Here is a 15,289-nt window from a genome sequence, read left to right on the forward strand (position 1 = left end):
GTCTGCTCGACGGCCTCGCCTCACTCGAATATCGCGTCCAGCGAGAGGCCCTGCTTTTCCAGCACGCGTCGCAACTTCTTCAATGCCTCGACCTGGATCTGGCGAACCCGTTCACGGGTCAGGCCGATCTCCTCGCCGACCTCCTCGAGCGTCGCCGCCTCGTGACCGCGCAGACCGAAGCGGCGCACGACCACCTCCATCTGCTTGTCGGTCAGTTCGGCCAGCCAGTCGTCGACATGCTGCTTGACGTCGCCGTCGACGAGCGACGATTCCGGGCCGCTTTCGTTCTCGTCGGCCAGCGTCTCGATCAGCGGCTTGTCGCTCTCGCCGCCCAGCGGGTAATCCACCGACGAGACGCGTTCGTTGAGCCCCATCATTCGCTTGACCGTGCCCACCGGCTTGTCGAGGAATTCGGCGATCTCCTCGGCGGTGGCCTCGTGATCGAGCTTCTGGGTCAGCTCGCGGGCGGCACGCAGGTAGATGTTGAGTTCCTTGACGACGTGAATCGGCAGGCGAATGGTGCGGGTCTGATTCATCAACGCCCGTTCGATGGTCTGGCGAATCCACCAGGTGGCGTAGGTCGAAAAGCGGAAGCCGCGCTCGGGGTCGAACTTCTCGACCGCGCGGATCAGGCCCAGGTTGCCCTCCTCTATCAAATCCAGCAGCGACAGGCCGCGATTGAGATAGCGCCGCGCGATCTTGACCACCAGCCGCAGGTTGGACTCGATCATGCGCTGGCGCCCGGCGGGATCGCCCTTCTGGGCGAGACGCCCGAAGTGCACTTCCTCCTCGGGGGTCAACAGCGGCGAGAAGCCGATCTCGTTGAGATAGATCTGGGTAGCATCGAGGCTCTGGTGATAGCTGTTTTCTTCGCGACTAAGCGCCTTCTCGAAGGCTTCCTCCTGTTTGGCATCGCCTTCGTCGATGGCTTCTTCGACATCGACATTCACTTCGTTGAGATCGACTTCCTGTAGGTCCCGTTCAAGCATACTCATGTCGCTACCCCGTTTGTCTGCTGCTTTCCAATGCAGCCATCGGCCGGCTGGAATTATTGTTCTGGCCTGGCTGGGGCGACCGGCAAGACCGGTCGTCCGTCCCTGTTTGCGATCGCGATCCCCTCAACGAGAAGGCAGGTACTCGAGGGGATCTTGAGGCTGGCCTTCCTTGCGTACCTCAAAGTGCAACTTGACGCCATCGGCATCGGTATTACCCATGGTGGCGATCACTTCTCCTGCCTTGACCACGTCGTTTTCCTGGACTCTCAGCGTGTCATTGTGCGCATAGGCGCTCAGGAAACGATCGTTGTGCTTGAGTAGGATGAGATTGCCATAGCCGCGTACGCCATCCCCCGCGTAGACCACGATACCCGGCCCTGCCGCTCTGACAGGTTGCCCCTTTTGCCCGGCTATATCAATGCCGGCGGTGATGTTAGATCCATCACCAAAACGTCCAATGACCTCGCCCTCGGCGGGCCACTGCCAGGGGATATCCTCGACCGGCGAGTAGCTGCGCTGCTGCGCGCTCGGCTCGCTCGCACCACCGGCGACCGCCGTGCCGGCGTCGGTCGCGTCGCCCGCCGGGGAGCCGGACTGCGGCGTTTCCGACGCGGCCTGATCCGAGGCCGTCTCATCCTGCTGGCTATCCGTTGTAGCCGAGGAAGATGACGCGCGTGTGTCGGCCGTTGCCAGGCGTTCGTCGCTCGCGGCAGGGTCCGCCGCGTCGGCGGCCTCGGCTGCGGCCTGCTCACGCGCGATAGCCGCCTGTTCCTGGCGATCGCGCTCGCTGAGCTGGCCATCGGCGCCCGGGCTTTCGAAGTTGTATACGGGGCCCGGGCCGGCCGCGCCACCGGCTCCCGCCGCGCCGGCCAGCGCCTGGCTGCTGGGCGCCTGGGAGGTCGCACCGTCGTCCAGCGGCTCGCTGGACAGTCGCCGGTTGCGCTCGATGGTCTGGGTATCCGGGGCCAGCCAGTCGGGATTCTGCTCCGTCGCCTGGGTCGAGGCGCCGCTGGTCGCCGCCCCCGCCTGTGCACCCGACGCGCCCGACGATGCCAGCGCCTGGCCGTTCGCGCCGGCGCCGGAACCGGCATCGAGACGCAGGGTCTGGCCGGGCTCGATGCGGTAGGGCGGCGAGATGCCGTTGAGCCGCGCCAGTTCGCGGAAGTCCATGTTGTTGCGCCAGGCGATGCCGTAGAGGGTATCGCCGGACTGCACGGTGACCGCTTCGCGGGGTTGCTGGTTGCGGCTGACGGACAGGTCGCTGACCTGGGGGGCACTGCCGGACGAGGCGCAGCCCGCCACTGTCAGGGCCAGCACCGAAACCAGAAAAGCCTTGCGCATGAATTCAATGCTCCTTGAAGGATGACGTGGAACGTTCGCCCACCACCAGTACCAGCACCAGGCCACAGGCCATGAGTGCCAGCGCCGACCATAGCTGGGCCGGCTCACCGGTCAGCGCTGCATAATCGTCGGGCCATAGAAAGCGATAGTCGAGTGGAATGATCTGCTGTTCGGCCCCCAGTTGATAACGCGTCATCTCCCGCCATGGCCAGAGCAGCGGCAGCGAGCCGACGATGAACCCGGCCAGCAGCTGCAACGTGGCGGCATGATGGTGACGAAACAGCCAGGCCAGCAGCCGCGAGCAGGTCGCCAGCCCGATCAGGCAACCGATGCCGAACTGCAGGATCAAGCCTATGTCGAGACTCTTTATGCCCGTCATTACGGTGCCGTAAAGGCCCATGCTCAGCAACAGGAAACTGCCCGACACGCCGGGCAGCAGCATCGCGCTGATGGCGATGGCGCCGCCGACCACCAGCTGGAGGGCGCCGAGCCCGCTCAGCGCCGGCATCAGGCCCGGCAACAGCTGCGCCAGCAACATGCCGAGCGCCAGCAGCAGCACATGCCACAGCCGCCAACCGTTGATATGGCGTGTAACCACTACCGCCGAGGCCAGCACCAGACCGAAGAAGAAGGCGTTGAGCAGCAGCGGCTGATTGTCCATCAGGTAGGTGACCAGATGGGCAATGCTGACCAGGCTGGCGCCGATGCCCAGCAACAGCGGGATCAGGAACGCCAGGTTGAGATGCTCCGCCAGACCGCGCAGGCCGTCGCGACGCCAGGCCGCGTAGCCCGCCGGGCCGAACCGGCGAATCGTGTCGATGAGCTCCTCGTAGATGCCGGTGACGAAGGCGATGGTGCCGCCCGAAACGCCCGGCACGGCATCGGCGGCGCCCATCCCGGCGCCCTTGAAGAACAGCGAGAGTGCTCGCTTCAATGGTGGACTCCTTTCACAGGGTGTCGGGCCGGCGCATGGTCGGCCTCGTTAACGGATCACGCCTTCCAGCAGCGGCACGAAGCGCACCCGCTCGAGCCGCTGGCGCTCGTAGCATTCGCCATGCCGCTCGACCCGGGTCAGCCACTGCTCGCCGTCGTCGTCCTCGATCGGCGCGATCAGCGTGCCGCCATCAGCGAGCTGCGAAAGCAGCACCCCGGGCAGCTCGCTGGCGCAGGCGGTGAGCAGGATGGTGTCGAATGGCGCCGCTTCCGGCCAGCCGTGACCGCCGTCGGTCAACCGCAGCCGTACGTTGTGGACCCGCAACCGCGCCAGGCGCATGCGCGCGCGATCCTGCAGGACCCGGATACGCTCCAGCGACCAGACCGTAGGCACCAGCCGCGACAGGACCAGCGTCTGGTAGCCGGACCCGGTGCCGATCTCGAGCACGCGCCGGGGCTCGGCGGCCAGTACCATTTCGCTCATCCGCGCCACCATCCATGGCTGCGACAGCGTCTGACCGTGACCGATGGGCAGCGAGGTGTCCTCGTAGGCACGGTGCGACAGGGCCTCGTCGAGAAACAGATGGCGCGGCTCGCGGGCCATCACCTCGAGCACCCGCGGATCGTCGATGCCGGTCTCGGCGAGACGCGCGACCATGCGATCGCGGGTGCGCTGCGAGGTCATGCCGATCCCGCTGATTTCACGCCTGTCCAGACAGCGCATCCAGCCAGCCCCGTACGTCGCCGATGGCCGCATGCCGAGTCAGGTCGGTCTGCAGCGGGGTGATCGACACATAGCCAGCCTCGATGGCGGCAAAATCGGTATCCGAGCCTTCATCGGCACTCTCGCCGGCAGGCGCGATCCAGTAGCGCGTGCGTCCGCGCGGGTCCTTGACCTCGAGCGGACGCTGCGCGGGACCGCGATACCCCATGCGGGTGACGCGAAAGCCGCGAATCTCTTCCCACGGCAGGTCGGGGACGTTGACGTTGAGCAGGCTGCGTGGCGGCAGCGACAGCGTATCCGCCGCGCCCACCAGGCTCGCCGCGACCCGCCCGGCGGTATCGAAATGGCGCGAGCCGACCAGCGACACGGCGATCGCCGCCATGCCCAGGTTGCGGCCCTCCATCGCCGCCGCCACGGTGCCCGAGTAGAGCACGTCGTCGCCCAGGTTGCCGCCATGATTGATGCCCGAGATCACCAGGTCGGGCTTTTCGTCCCATACGCCGTTGACGCCCAGGTAGACGCAATCGGCCGGCGTGCCGTCGACGCTGTAGAAGCCATTGTCGAGCGCCGCCAGCGACAGCGGCCGCGACAGGGTCAAGGAGTTGCTCGCTCCGCTCTTGTCGCGATCCGGCGCCACCACGCGCAGGCGCGCATGCACGCTGAGCGCCTCGTAGAGCGCCTTGAGACCCGGCGCATGGACGCCATCGTCGTTGGAAAGCAGCAGTTTACGCATCGTGTCTCCTTTTCATCCGCACGCTAGAGCGTGGGATGCGCGATCAATTCGCGCAGTACCGCCGTGGCGAAGGCACCGCGCGGCAACTCGAAGTGAATCTCCAGCATCTCGCCGCGGCGCTCGAGACGCGGCTCGACCAGGCGCATGCGCAGCGCACGCCGGGCCAGCCGAACGCCGCTGCGCGCCAGGGCGCCGCAAAGCGCCGCATTGTCGTCCGCCAGGCGCCGTTCGTGGTCCGCCGGCTCGCCCCTCGCCTCGTTCTGCCCCACGCCCCAGAGCGGCCCGGCGGGGTGCAGGTCGAGCCGCGCGGCGCGTTCGGTCAGCGGCGCTCCGTCCGGCGACCCGGCGTCCGGCGTCCCGGCGTCCAGGTCGGCGACGAACTGGCTTTGCGTGCCGTCGAGCATCACCACGTCGCCGGCCAGCGGCGTCGCCCAGTCGCCGGCGCGAATCCGCGCCGCCAGCAGCTCGTTGAACAGATAACTGCGCGCGGTGGACAGCATCAGCCCCTGGCGGTCGTCGCGCTTGCGCCAGCCCCTGGCGAGTATGCCACAGGCGCGGCTCAGGTTATGGCCTTCGACACCGAAGCGCTGGGGGCCGAAATAGTTGGGCACGCCGGCCTCGACGAGGCGCTGCCAGCGCGTCTCGAGTTCCGGGTGCGCGACGATCGGGCCACCCAGCCGCAGGAAGAAACGGTTGCGGCGATGCACGCCGCGCTTGAGCTTGCGCGGGTGGCGCCGGTGGGCCAGCACCCGGACCGGCGTGTCGCCGAGACGCACGTCGAGATCCTCCGGCGCTTCGCGGCCCGGCAGATGCACCGACAACCATTGGCGGGTCACCGCGACGCGGTCCTTCATCCCCGAATAGCCGATGTCGCGGGGCGTGACCTCGCAGGCCCGGGCCAAGCGACGCGCCAGCTCGGCGGTACTCAGGTCGCGCTTCTCGAGCCACAGCCAGAGGTGCTCGCCGTGACCCTCGGGGGCGAAATCCAGGCACTCCTCGACCACGAAGTCCTCGGGGCTGGCCCGGTAGTCGCCCGCCGCCAGCGGGCCGCCGTGGGCGCAGGGCCAGTCGGGCGGCCAGGCCGGCCGCGGGGTCTCGACCGCTTCAGTCATGCGCGGTCTCGCTGCTCGTGCGTTCGTCCTGGCGGCTCTCTAGCAGCGCCACCGCCTCGGCGGCGATGCCCTCGCCGCGTCCGGTGAAGCCCAGCCGCTCGGTGGTGGTGGCCTTGACGTTGACCGCGCCGAGGGCCACGCCCAGATCCTCGGCGATGGCAGCGCGCATGGCGGCGATGTGCGGAGCCATCCTGGGCGCCTGGGCGATCACCGTGGCGTCGACGTTGGCGACCCGGAAGCCGGCCCCGGCGAGGCGCGCGGCGACGTCGCGCAGCAGGCCGCGGCTATCGGCGCCGGCCCAGCGCTCGTCGTCGTCGGGAAAGAGGTGGCCGATATCGCCCAGTGCACAGGCGCCGAGCAGTGCATCGCAGAGCGCATGGAGCAGCACATCGCCGTCGGAGTGGGCGATGAAGCCGTGGCTGTGGGCGATGCGCACTCCGCCGATCATCAGGTGGTCGCCATCGCCGAAGCGATGCACGTCGAAGCCGTGGCCGATTCGCATCATGCGCGGGTCTCTCGAGGGTTGCGTGGGTTGCAGTGGCCGGAATGAAGCTCGTGGTCGTCGGGCGCCTCGCGCTGAGCCGCGAGAATCTGGGCGGCCAGGGCCAGGTCTTCGGGATGGGTGATCTTGAGGTTGTCGCGGCGCCCGGCCACCAGCCGCGGCGACAGGCCCAGGGACTCGATGGCCGAGGCCTCGTCGGTCACCGGCGCGCCGGCACGTCCGGCCTGGTCGAGTGCCCGGCGCAGCAGCGCATAGCGGAAGCCCTGCGGGGTCAGCGCGTGCCACAGCCCGTCGCGCGGCTCGGTGGCCGCGACCCGCCCACCGGCATCGGCGCGCTTCATGGTGTCGGCCACCGGCGCGGCGAGCAGCGCGCCCACCGGTTCGTCGATCAGCGCGGCGTGCAGCCGGACCAGGTCGTCGCCATGCACGCACGGCCGGGCGACATCGTGGACCAGCACCAGGTCCTCGTCGCCGGCCTCGGCGGAAATCGCCGCCAGCGCCAGCGCCACAGTCTCGGCACGCTCGTCGCCACCGGCGACACGCCGCCAGTCGGCGAACGGCACCCAGGCCGGATCGAACCAGGCGTCCCCGGGGTCCAGGCAGAGCAGCAGCCGCGCCGACGGGAAGCTTTCGTGCAACCGCGCCAGGGTCTGCGCGAGCACCGGCCGGCCGGCCAGCCTCAGGTACTGCTTGGGGCGATCGGCGGCCATGCGCCGGCCCTGGCCGGCGGCCGGCACGATCAGCCACAGCGGCGCGTCGCTCATGGGCCGGCCTCCCTGTTCGAGGCCCGCCCCGACTCGCCGCCGGTGTCCTCGACACCCGGCACCCAGAAGAACTGCTCGTCCTGACGCACCATGCCGATGTCGCTGCGCGCGCGCTCCTCGATGGCATCGAGGCCGTTCTTGAGATCGACGACCTCGGCCGCCAGGCGCTCGTTGCGAGCCCGCTGGATGTCGTTCTCGGACGCCAGCGCATCGGCCCGGGCGCGGATATGGGTCAGCTCGCGCAGCCCGCCCTCGCCGAACCACAGGCTGTACTGCAGCAGGCCGAGCAGCGCGATCAACAATACGCCAAGCCACTTGAGCATGCGGGGTATCCGTTTCGGTTTAGGGTCTGGGCAACGCCGGGCATTATGCCATCATGAGGCAGTGATTGCCGACGCCCGTAGCCGTTGCGCGTCGGCTTTTGTCGAAGTCACCACCGATCGGGAGACACCATGTACAAGCTCGCGTTCTTCGTGCCCGTCGAATCCGCCGAGGACGTCAAGGAGGCCGTGTTCGAAAGCGGCGCCGGGCGTATCGGCGACTACGAGGCCTGCTGTTTCCAGACCCCGGGCACCGGCCAGTTCCGCCCCCTGGACGGCGCCGATCCGCATGTCGGCCGTGTCGGCGAGCTCGAGCGCGTCGCCGAACTCAAGGTCGAACTGGTCTGCCGCGACGACCGCATCCACGCCGCGGTGGCCGCGCTCAAGCTCGCCCACCCCTACGAGGAGCCGGCTTACGAGGTGTGGAGACTGGAGGATATCTAGGGGGTAAAGCGCTCACATCAGAGTCGTGCCGGCAAGGTGCTTGTACAGCACGGCGCAGCCGATGGCGATGAGTATGAGTCCGCCCAGGACCTCAGCGCCCTTGCCCACGGCGGTTCCGATGGCGCGACCGAGTAGCGTGCCGATGGTGACCATCAAGGTGGTCGCCAGGCCGATGGCCACCGACGCCACGACGATGTTGATGTCCGTCAGCGCCAGGGTGACGCCGACGGCCATGGCATCGATGCTGGTTGCCAGGGCGGTGAAGGCGATCAGCCACAGGGGCCTGTCAGCCTGGGCCCCGGCCATCCTTATCGCCTCGCAGTCACCCTTGCTCAGCCCTCCCCAGATCATGTGACCGCCCAGCAGCGCCAGCAGGAAGAAGGCTATCCAGTGATCGATGCCGGACACGAAGCGGATCGCGACATGGCCCAGTGCCCATCCCACCAGGGGCATGATCGCTTCCACCACGCCGAACACGGCCCCTATGCGCAGCGCACTGAACAGGCGCGCCCTGCTCAGCTCAGTCCCCCGGCCATGCCCGGCTCCCCGGCCGACGGAAGCGGCAAAGGCATCCGTCGACATGGCGAATGCCAGCAGAATCAACGAAACAGGATTCATGTACTCTCCGTCATGCCCACCCCGCGACGCCGAGGGATCGCCCTCGCGCCACAAAGACCCATTATTCTTATCAACTTTCAAACAGCCTATACGCACCACACCCGATTAACAATAACTCTATGAAAACAATGGAAAAATTAACCATCGTCAATCAGTGTCCCGAGGGTTGATACTATTAGGCAAGTATTCGGATGACTAACCGGGGTTGAACAACTTCCCTTCGGTTATTCGCCGGAAACCACCGGCGAATTCCCCGGCGAGCGATCGGTGGCTTACCGTTCGGGGCCGCGTCATGGCGCCGGGTGAGTGGAGATCAATGGCGGGCAACGTTACCGTCGGGATGCCGGGCGCCTGACGGCACCAATCGGGAACAAGTTCCCTCCCACAAGAACCGCCAGCCCATGCTCTGCTGGGCCATCCAGGCCCGGTTTTCGTGGGAGCGAATTTATTGATAGCCGTCAGGCGCTGCCGAAATAGCGCTGGCGATCCTCGGGGCCGATGTCGCTGACATGCAGCGGAAAGTCGCCCTGGCGGCGGTCGCTGAAGTAGTGGCGGAGGGTGCGCTCGATGGTGGGAAAGGCCAGCGAATCCCAGGGGATCTCGTGCTCGGCGAACATCGCCACCTCCAGGCTTTCCGGGCCGGCGGCGAAGTCGCCCAGCAGATCGGCGCGAAAGATCATGTAGACCTGGTTGATGTGCGGTAGGTTGATCAGGGTGTAGAGGTCGCGCAGCCGGACTTCGGCGCAGGCCTCTTCGCGGGTCTCGCGGGTCGCCGCCTCGAGGGTGGTCTCGGCGTTTTCCATGAATCCGGCGGGCAGCGTCCAGTAGCCGTGACGCGGCGCGATGGCACGCCGACAGAGCAGCACGCGGCCCTCGTGCACCGGCAGTGTGCCGGCGACGATGCGCGGATTCTGGTAGTGAATGGTGCCGCAGGCGTCGCACAGATAGCGCGGACGATCGTCGCCCTCGGGAATCGCAAAACGCACGGACTGGCCGCAATGGCTGCAGAAATTCATGAACTCCTCGAGCGGCACGACGTCGCTTGACGCCCTCTTCCCGGCTGGGTAATAAGGAATGAAATTCTCGGAATGCCCATGTTAGAGACTCTTCACGAGCGTCTGCAAGCACACAGGCCACGCAAGGTCGGCCTCGCCCTGCCCCAGGCGGCGGTGTTGCTGCCGATCGTCGAGCGCGACGAGCCGACGCTGCTGTTCACCCGGCGCACCGGGCACCTCAAGCAGCATGCCGGCCAGGTCGCCTTTCCCGGCGGCAAGCGCGAGCCCCAGGACCCGGACCTGCTGACCACCGCGCTGCGCGAGGCCGAGGAGGAGATCGCCCTGGCACCCACCCGGGTATGCCTGCTCGGCCGCTTGAGCGACGTCATCTCGCTGCACGGCATTCGCGTCACCCCGTTCGTCGGGACGATTCCCGCCGACCTGCCGCTGCGCCCGCAGCTCGGCGAACTCGACACCATCTTCGAGGTGCCGCTGCGCTTCTTCCTCGACGATCGCCGCAGTCACACCGACGTCATCGATGTCGACGGCGTGCTGCGCTACGTGCCCAGCTACGCCGCCGGGGGCCATATCATCTGGGGGCTGTCGGCGATGATGCTGGTGGAACTGCTCGCCGAGGGTTTCGGCTGCCCGGTGAGCCTGGACCGAGCCCCGGCCGGCAGCCCGTTGCACTACCGGCCGGAACGCCACCGGACGGTTCCCGACATCGACGCTTAGGCCTTCGCATGCTTTCATCCGATACCGCCAATCCGCTAGCGGGGCTCGATGAGGCCGCGCTGCCGACACTGGTCGACCGGCTCGTCGAGCAGGGCTGGTTCGTCGGCGAACGCTTCATCGACCCGGCCCTGTGCCGAGCCCTGCACGACGAACTTCGCACCCTCGCCGACCATCGCGCCCTGCAGGCCGCGGGGGTCGGCCGTGGCGAGGCGCATCGGTTGCGTCGCGACATCCGCGGCGACGCCATCCACTGGCTGAATCGCGACAGCCAGCCCCAACGCGACTACCTGGCGGCAATGGCCGGGTTGCAGGGCCAGATCAACCGGGCGCTCTACCTGGGGCTGTTCGAGTTCGAGGCACACTTCGCCCACTATCCGCCCGGCAGCTTCTATCGCACCCATCTCGACAGCTTTCAGGGACGCGCCAACCGGGTGATCTCGACGGTGCTCTATCTCACCCCCGATTGGCCGGCCGACGGCGGCGGCGAGATGGCCATCTATGCCGAAGAGGACGACACCCGCGAACTCGCGCGGGTCCGCCCCGAAGCCGGCACCTTCGTGTGCTTTCTCTCCGACCGGGTACCGCACGCGGTGCTGCCGACCCGTTATCCGCGCGCCAGCATCGCCGGCTGGTTCCGCCGCAACGCCTCGCTGGGCGGGTTGATCGACCCGGCGCGCTGACCACGAGGCGTGGCGGGACCCGGCTAGAAGTTCGGCGCGCGCTTCTCCAGAAAGGCGCCCATGCCCTCGCGCTGCTCGGTGCCGGCGAAGCCCAGTGCGAACAGGCTGGTTTCCAGCGCCAGCGCGCTGTCCAGAGGCTGGTCCTGACCGGCGTGGATGGCCTGCTTGGCGGCGCGGATCGCCTGCGGGCCGTTGGCGCCCAGTTGCCGGGTCAGTTCCTCGGCCAGCGTCTCGAGTTCCGCCTGCGGCACCACCCGGTTGACCAGTCCGACGCGCAGCGCCTCCCGGGCGTCGATCTTGCGGCCGGTGGTGATCAGGTCGAGCGCCATCGCCGGGCCGATACGCCGCGGCAGCCGCTGGGTGCCGCCGAAGCCGGGGATCACCCCGAGCAGCACCTCGGGCTGACCGAACAGCGCGTTGTCGCTGGCCACCGCCCAGTCGCAGGCCAGCGCCAGTTCGCAGCCGCCGCCCAGGCAGAAGCCGTTGACCAGGGCGACGACCGGCACCGGCAGGTTCTCGAGGCGCTTGAAGGTCGCCAGCGCCTGGGCCGCGAACCGGCGTGCTTCCTCGGGGGTCTTGTCGCGCATCTCGGCGATGTCCGCACCGGCGACGAAGGACTTTTCGCCGGCGCCGGTGATCAGCACCGCACGCAGGTCGTCGCGCGCGGCCAGCTCGTCGAGCGCCCGCTCGAGTTCGCCGAGCAGTTCGCTGTTCAGCGCGTTCAGCGCCTTGGGTCGATTCAGCGTCAGCCGGGCGACGCCGGCGCCCTCGGTGAGAGTAACCAATGCCTCGCTCATGCTCTCCTCCACGGTCGGGATATCCAGGCCCAGCATACACGCGCCGAGACGCTCCCGACATTGCACCATCGGCGGCCTACCGGGCGTCGCTGGACGCCTCGGCTTCGGCCCGCCGCACCGGCTGCGGCGTCTCGTCCGGCGGCGGCGGGCCGACCAGCGGCTCGGCGACATCCACCTCGGGCACCGCCTGGGACAGGTCCTCGGCGTGCTCGTGCTCGATCGCCCCCTGCACCAGCGCGTCGGTCACGTTGAGCTCGGCGCCCACCACCGTCTGCGGCGGATTGGGCGTGAACGGCGCCACCGGCAGCGGCGCGGGACGACGGCTGCGCCGCCAGGTGAAGAACAGCGCCAGCGCCGCGCCCAGCGCGGCCAACGCCCAGAACAGCCCGGCGTCGCCGAGGGTTGCCATGACCGGCGTGATCAACGGCGGGCTGAGCGTCGAACCGACGGCGTTGATCAGCAGCAGCCCCTGGCTCATGCGCACCAGCGCGCCGGCCGGCGCACGGTCGGCGGCATGGCTCACCGCCACCGGATAGAGCGCGAATACCCCGCCGCCGAGCAGGAACAGCACGCCGGCCAGCAGCCAGGGCCGGCCGGCCAGCGACAGCGCACCCAGTGACAGCGCCAGGCTGGCGATGCCGATCAGGATCAGCACCAGCTGGCGGTCATGGCGGTCGGACCAGCGGCCGATGGGGTATTGCAGCAGCATGCCGCCGAGCACCATCACCGCCATCATCTGGCCGATGTGCTGAACGCTGAATCCGCTGCGCTGCAGATAGAGCGGCATCAGCGAGTAGAGCGCGGCAACCGCCAGCCCCGAGCCGAAGCAGCCCATCACCCCGGTCGGCGTGAGCATGATCAGGCGCAGCGGCGGCAGCGGCTCGGCGTGCTCGAGCAGCGGCGAGACCCGTGGAATCATTGCCATCGGCAGCACCGACAGCGACGCCAGCAGCCCGATCACCATGAACGGTACCTGCGCGCCGGCGGCATCGGTCACGCCCAGCAGCAGTTGGCCGATCACCCCCGCGGCATACAGCGAGATCATGTACAGCGCCAGCAGCCGACCGCGCACCCGGGTGTCGGATGCGGTCAGCAGCCAGCTCTCGATGACCAGATACACGCCCACCGTCGCCCAGCCGCCGATCAGGCGCAGCACGAACCACGACCAGGGATTCAGCCACAGCCCGGCGAGCAGCACGGTCACCGCCACCAGCGAGGCGAAACAGGCGTAGGCGCGAATGTGGCCGATGCGCAGCAACAGCCGGTCGTTGAATAGCGCGCCGATCGCCAGGCCGATGAAATAGGCCGACGAGACCCAGCCGATCACCACCGCCGAGGTGCCGGCGGCATCCAGCCGCAGAGTGATCAGCGTTGCCAGAAAGCCGTTGCCGATCCCCAGGATGAAAAGACCCAACAGGGGAGCCAGGGCCATGGCCAGCAGTTGCCGCGACATGCAGGAAGTGCCTCGTGTCATCATTCGGGCAGGACGCCCACGGGAACCGGCGAACGCGGGTCAGGATTTCGCCGGCGACTATACGCCGGCCGGCCGGCACCACAAAGCGAATTTCAGCAGTCTGGATCAAGAAAATCGCTGCATAATTTCCGCTTATGCGGACACCCGGTTTGGCGTCATTCGGTGTTTGCCGCAGGCGGCCCACGAGCGGGGCTTGCGAGACACGGGGGGACGGGGCAGGATGAGAACGATTAGCGTATCCTGAAGGACGATAACAGCCATGCACGGGCTAGCTGCAACGCTCCCGTGCCGATTGCCCACGGGGGACATCACCATGCTAGCGGGCCTGGATCATCTGGTCGTCGTCGTCACCGACATACCCCGCGCCGTGGATTTCTACACCCGGGTGCTGGGGCTGGAGGCACGTTACCGCGATGCCGAGCGCGTCGACCTGGTGCTCGGCGACATCGCCCTGCGCCTGCACCCGGTCGACACCACCATCGTGCCGCGCGCCGGCTGCCCGATGCCCGGCAGCCTGGATATCTGTTTTCGCAGCCTGCTGCCGCTCAGCGAGGTCCAGGCGCACCTGGAAGCCCTGGCGGTCCAGGTCGAGACCGGACCGGTCGCCCGCCAGGGCGCCGGCGGGCCGATCGTCTCGCTGTACCTGCGCGATCCCGACAACAACCTGATCGAACTCTGCCGCCCCGACCGTCAACCCATGGAGGTTTCATGACCGAGCAACCCGTCACTAACGAATCACCCCAATCCACCGACACCACCATCGCCACGGTGGTCTATGCGCTAATGCTGGCCGGCTTCGTGGTCGGGGTCACCCCGATCGTCGGGGTGATCATCGCCTACGTCTACCGCGGCAAGGGGCCCGACTGGCTCGACGAACACTACCGTTACCAGATCCGTACCTTCTGGATCAGCCTGCTCTATGGCATCGTCGCCCTGGTGCTGTCGCTGATCGGCATTGGCCTGCTGCTGCTGATCGCCCTGGCGGTATGGGTGATCGTGCGCTGCGTGAAAGGCTTCAAGGGCCTGCAGGAGAAACGCGCGCCGAGCAACGTCGATACCTGGCTGTGGTAAGGACGAACGCACGCAAGGCTGAAGGTGGGTGGCCTTGTCGCTATAATGCCCTCCCCAGTGCCCAAGCAGCCACGATCGATGAGTGAACCACCCCGTTCCAAACCGCTCCAGGCCAAGGCCATCGCCACCGTTTGGCGGCTGCTGTCACGTTGCTCGCCCGCCTTGCTGTGGCGTATGGCCCGTGGTCTCGGGCCGCTGGTTCATCGCCTCAGCGCCCGCGAGCGCAAGGTGACCGACATCAACCTGCGCGAGGTCTATCCGCAGTTCGACGAAACGCGCCGCACCCGGCTGGCCCGCGACAGTATCCGCCACTCCACCGCGACGATGCTCGAACTGGGCTTCGCCTGGATGGCCGCGCCGGCCCGGGTCGAGGCCTCGATCCAGGCCGTGCACGGCCGCGAACTGCTCGACGACGCGCGCGCCGAGGGCCGCGGAGTGATCGTGCTGGCGCCGCACTTCGGCAACTGGGAGGTCCTCAACTTCTGGCTGTCGGGGCACTTCCCGTTCACCGCGATGTACGAGCCGCCCAAGATCGCCGAGCTCGACCCGCTGATCCGCCAGGGGCGCGAGCGCATGGGCGCGGCCCTGGTCCCCACCAACTCCCGCGGCGTCGCGGCACTGCTCAAGGCGCTCAAGCGCAGCGAGGCGGTCGGCATCCTGCCCGACCAGGAACCCGCCTGGCGGGGCGGCGTGTTTGCCGATTTCTTCCACCGGCCTGCCTATACCGGCACGCTGCTGCCCAAGCTGGTGGCGCGGACCCAGGCCCGGGTGGTCACCGGCGTGGCCCGCCGCCGGCTGGGCGGCGAAGGCCGGGCGCAGGGCTTCGAGATCCACTTCCTCGCCGCCGACGAGCGCGTCTACGATCCCGACGAGGCGATCGCCGCGCGCGGCGTCAATGCCAGCGTCGAGGCGGCAATCGCGCTGGATCCGGCGCAGTACCAGTGGGAATACAAGCGCTACCGCAAGACCCCCGAAGAGCAGCAGCAGCGCAGCGACTACCGCCGCTACCGGCTCTATCGCTGATAGCCGTTTCGCGCCGCTCTGCAGGCAG

19 protein-coding genes are annotated in these 15,289 nt (G+C 67.9%); 6 read left to right on the forward strand and 13 right to left on the reverse strand.

The window, feature by feature from the left end; translation table 11 throughout:
- Positions 1-20: 20 nt before the first annotated feature.
- From rpoS to ftsB, 9 genes are all read right to left on the reverse strand, one after another.
- On the reverse strand, positions 21-995 hold the full coding sequence (rpoS, locus tag HR9077_RS18475; protein WP_136068775.1) for an RNA polymerase sigma factor RpoS: 975 nt from the start codon (positions 993-995) through the stop codon (positions 21-23).
- A 123-nt stretch (positions 996-1,118) separates the two neighbouring features.
- On the reverse strand, positions 1,119-2,336 hold the full coding sequence (locus HR9077_RS18480) for a peptidoglycan DD-metalloendopeptidase family protein (RefSeq protein WP_136068776.1): 1,218 nt from the start codon (positions 2,334-2,336) through the stop codon (positions 1,119-1,121).
- Between the two features lie 4 nt (positions 2,337-2,340).
- The gene (locus tag HR9077_RS18485) at positions 2,341-3,270 is read right to left on the reverse strand and encodes a DUF368 domain-containing protein (RefSeq protein ID WP_136068777.1); all 930 of its coding nucleotides are present in this window, start codon (positions 3,268-3,270) and stop codon (positions 2,341-2,343) included.
- Between the two features lie 48 nt (positions 3,271-3,318).
- Entirely contained in the window at positions 3,319-3,993 is a 675-nt protein-coding gene (locus tag HR9077_RS18490) for a protein-L-isoaspartate(D-aspartate) O-methyltransferase (protein ID WP_136068778.1), read from the reverse strand.
- Positions 3,971-4,726, reverse strand: a complete 756-nt coding sequence (gene surE / locus HR9077_RS18495) for a 5'/3'-nucleotidase SurE (protein WP_136068779.1) — start codon at positions 4,724-4,726, stop codon at positions 3,971-3,973. Before surE ends, HR9077_RS18490 begins: the two co-directional genes overlap by 23 nt.
- A 23-nt stretch (positions 4,727-4,749) precedes the next feature.
- Complete coding sequence (gene truD, locus HR9077_RS18500) at positions 4,750-5,838, reverse strand: tRNA pseudouridine(13) synthase TruD (RefSeq protein WP_136068780.1); 1,089 nt, start codon at positions 5,836-5,838, stop codon at positions 4,750-4,752.
- Complete coding sequence (ispF, locus tag HR9077_RS18505; protein WP_136068884.1) at positions 5,831-6,340, reverse strand: 2-C-methyl-D-erythritol 2,4-cyclodiphosphate synthase; 510 nt, start codon at positions 6,338-6,340, stop codon at positions 5,831-5,833. Before ispF ends, truD begins: the two co-directional genes overlap by 8 nt.
- Positions 6,340-7,104 (reverse strand): 2-C-methyl-D-erythritol 4-phosphate cytidylyltransferase, encoded by a 765-nt coding sequence (gene ispD / locus HR9077_RS18510; protein WP_136068781.1) that lies wholly within the window; start codon positions 7,102-7,104, stop codon positions 6,340-6,342. The genes ispF and ispD overlap by 1 nt, the downstream gene beginning before the upstream one ends.
- Positions 7,101-7,427: a cell division protein FtsB gene (gene ftsB / locus HR9077_RS18515; RefSeq protein WP_136068782.1), complete on the reverse strand. Its 327-nt coding sequence runs from the start codon at positions 7,425-7,427 to the stop codon at positions 7,101-7,103. The genes ispD and ftsB overlap by 4 nt, the downstream gene beginning before the upstream one ends.
- A gap of 129 nt (positions 7,428-7,556) precedes the next feature.
- Here ftsB and HR9077_RS18520 point away from each other — a divergent pair, with 129 nt between their 5' ends.
- A complete protein-coding gene (locus HR9077_RS18520) occupies positions 7,557-7,868 on the forward strand; it encodes a YqfO family protein (RefSeq protein WP_136068783.1) in 312 nt (103 codons plus the stop codon).
- A gap of 12 nt (positions 7,869-7,880) precedes the next feature.
- Here the strand turns inward: HR9077_RS18520 and HR9077_RS18525 are convergent, their stop codons facing one another.
- Together HR9077_RS18525 and HR9077_RS18530 are read right to left on the reverse strand one after the other, a co-directional pair.
- Complete coding sequence (locus tag HR9077_RS18525; protein WP_136068784.1) at positions 7,881-8,486, reverse strand: manganese efflux pump MntP; 606 nt, start codon at positions 8,484-8,486, stop codon at positions 7,881-7,883.
- Between the two features lie 458 nt (positions 8,487-8,944).
- A complete protein-coding gene (locus HR9077_RS18530) occupies positions 8,945-9,502 on the reverse strand; it encodes an NUDIX hydrolase (RefSeq protein ID WP_136068785.1) in 558 nt (185 codons plus the stop codon).
- A gap of 78 nt (positions 9,503-9,580) precedes the next feature.
- On the opposite strand from HR9077_RS18530, the gene HR9077_RS18535 reads away from it, so the two are divergent.
- Positions 9,581-10,216 (forward strand): CoA pyrophosphatase, encoded by a 636-nt coding sequence (locus HR9077_RS18535; RefSeq protein WP_136068786.1) that lies wholly within the window; start codon positions 9,581-9,583, stop codon positions 10,214-10,216.
- Between the two features lie 8 nt (positions 10,217-10,224).
- Complete coding sequence (locus HR9077_RS18540; RefSeq protein WP_136068787.1) at positions 10,225-10,896, forward strand: 2OG-Fe(II) oxygenase; 672 nt, start codon at positions 10,225-10,227, stop codon at positions 10,894-10,896.
- A gap of 23 nt (positions 10,897-10,919) precedes the next feature.
- Here the strand turns inward: HR9077_RS18540 and HR9077_RS18545 are convergent, their stop codons facing one another.
- Together HR9077_RS18545 and HR9077_RS18550 are read right to left on the reverse strand one after the other, a co-directional pair.
- Positions 10,920-11,693 carry an enoyl-CoA hydratase-related protein gene (locus tag HR9077_RS18545; protein ID WP_136068788.1) on the reverse strand — a complete coding sequence of 258 codons (774 nt, stop codon included), beginning with the start codon at positions 11,691-11,693 and terminating at the stop codon, positions 10,920-10,922.
- Positions 11,694-11,769: 76 nt separating this feature from the next.
- Positions 11,770-13,146 carry an MFS transporter gene (locus HR9077_RS18550; RefSeq protein ID WP_136068789.1) on the reverse strand — a complete coding sequence of 459 codons (1,377 nt, stop codon included), beginning with the start codon at positions 13,144-13,146 and terminating at the stop codon, positions 11,770-11,772.
- A 334-nt stretch (positions 13,147-13,480) separates the two neighbouring features.
- On the opposite strand from HR9077_RS18550, the gene HR9077_RS18555 reads away from it, so the two are divergent.
- From HR9077_RS18555 to HR9077_RS18565, 3 genes are all read left to right on the forward strand, one after another.
- Positions 13,481-13,879: a VOC family protein gene (locus HR9077_RS18555; protein ID WP_136068790.1), complete on the forward strand. Its 399-nt coding sequence runs from the start codon at positions 13,481-13,483 to the stop codon at positions 13,877-13,879.
- Positions 13,876-14,238, forward strand: a complete 363-nt coding sequence (locus HR9077_RS18560) for a DUF4870 family protein (RefSeq protein ID WP_136068791.1) — start codon at positions 13,876-13,878, stop codon at positions 14,236-14,238. Before HR9077_RS18555 ends, HR9077_RS18560 begins: the two co-directional genes overlap by 4 nt.
- Before the next feature lie 78 nt (positions 14,239-14,316).
- Positions 14,317-15,261 (forward strand): lysophospholipid acyltransferase family protein, encoded by a 945-nt coding sequence (locus HR9077_RS18565; protein ID WP_136068792.1) that lies wholly within the window; start codon positions 14,317-14,319, stop codon positions 15,259-15,261.
- The last annotated feature ends 28 nt before the right edge of the window (positions 15,262-15,289 follow it).

Source organism: Modicisalibacter radicis, assembly GCF_900961225.1.
Classification (GTDB): domain Bacteria; phylum Pseudomonadota; class Gammaproteobacteria; order Pseudomonadales; family Halomonadaceae; genus Modicisalibacter.

Excerpts from the sequence above, each read along its gene's own strand:
- rpoS (WP_136068775.1), bottom strand. The coding sequence starts at position 995 with ATGAGTATGCTTGAACGGGACCTACAGGAAGTCGATCTCAACGAAGTG.
- HR9077_RS18480 (WP_136068776.1), bottom strand. The coding sequence starts at position 2,336 with ATGCGCAAGGCTTTTCTGGTTTCGGTGCTGGCCCTGACAGTGGCGGGC.
- HR9077_RS18490 (WP_136068778.1), bottom strand. The coding sequence starts at position 3,993 with ATGCGCTGTCTGGACAGGCGTGAAATCAGCGGGATCGGCATGACCTCG.
- surE (WP_136068779.1), bottom strand. The coding sequence starts at position 4,726 with ATGCGTAAACTGCTGCTTTCCAACGACGATGGCGTCCATGCGCCGGGT.
- truD (WP_136068780.1), bottom strand. The coding sequence starts at position 5,838 with ATGACTGAAGCGGTCGAGACCCCGCGGCCGGCCTGGCCGCCCGACTGG.
- ispF (WP_136068884.1), bottom strand. The coding sequence starts at position 6,340 with ATGCGAATCGGCCACGGCTTCGACGTGCATCGCTTCGGCGATGGCGAC.
- ispD (WP_136068781.1), bottom strand. The coding sequence starts at position 7,104 with ATGAGCGACGCGCCGCTGTGGCTGATCGTGCCGGCCGCCGGCCAGGGC.
- ftsB (WP_136068782.1), bottom strand. The coding sequence starts at position 7,427 with ATGCTCAAGTGGCTTGGCGTATTGTTGATCGCGCTGCTCGGCCTGCTG.
- HR9077_RS18520 (WP_136068783.1), top strand. The coding sequence starts at position 7,557 with ATGTACAAGCTCGCGTTCTTCGTGCCCGTCGAATCCGCCGAGGACGTC.
- HR9077_RS18525 (WP_136068784.1), bottom strand. The coding sequence starts at position 8,486 with ATGAATCCTGTTTCGTTGATTCTGCTGGCATTCGCCATGTCGACGGAT.
- HR9077_RS18530 (WP_136068785.1), bottom strand. The coding sequence starts at position 9,502 with ATGAATTTCTGCAGCCATTGCGGCCAGTCCGTGCGTTTTGCGATTCCC.
- HR9077_RS18535 (WP_136068786.1), top strand. The coding sequence starts at position 9,581 with ATGTTAGAGACTCTTCACGAGCGTCTGCAAGCACACAGGCCACGCAAG.
- HR9077_RS18540 (WP_136068787.1), top strand. The coding sequence starts at position 10,225 with ATGCTTTCATCCGATACCGCCAATCCGCTAGCGGGGCTCGATGAGGCC.
- HR9077_RS18545 (WP_136068788.1), bottom strand. The coding sequence starts at position 11,693 with ATGAGCGAGGCATTGGTTACTCTCACCGAGGGCGCCGGCGTCGCCCGG.
- HR9077_RS18550 (WP_136068789.1), bottom strand. The coding sequence starts at position 13,146 with ATGTCGCGGCAACTGCTGGCCATGGCCCTGGCTCCCCTGTTGGGTCTT.
- HR9077_RS18555 (WP_136068790.1), top strand. The coding sequence starts at position 13,481 with ATGCTAGCGGGCCTGGATCATCTGGTCGTCGTCGTCACCGACATACCC.
- HR9077_RS18560 (WP_136068791.1), top strand. The coding sequence starts at position 13,876 with ATGACCGAGCAACCCGTCACTAACGAATCACCCCAATCCACCGACACC.
- HR9077_RS18565 (WP_136068792.1), top strand. The coding sequence starts at position 14,317 with ATGAGTGAACCACCCCGTTCCAAACCGCTCCAGGCCAAGGCCATCGCC.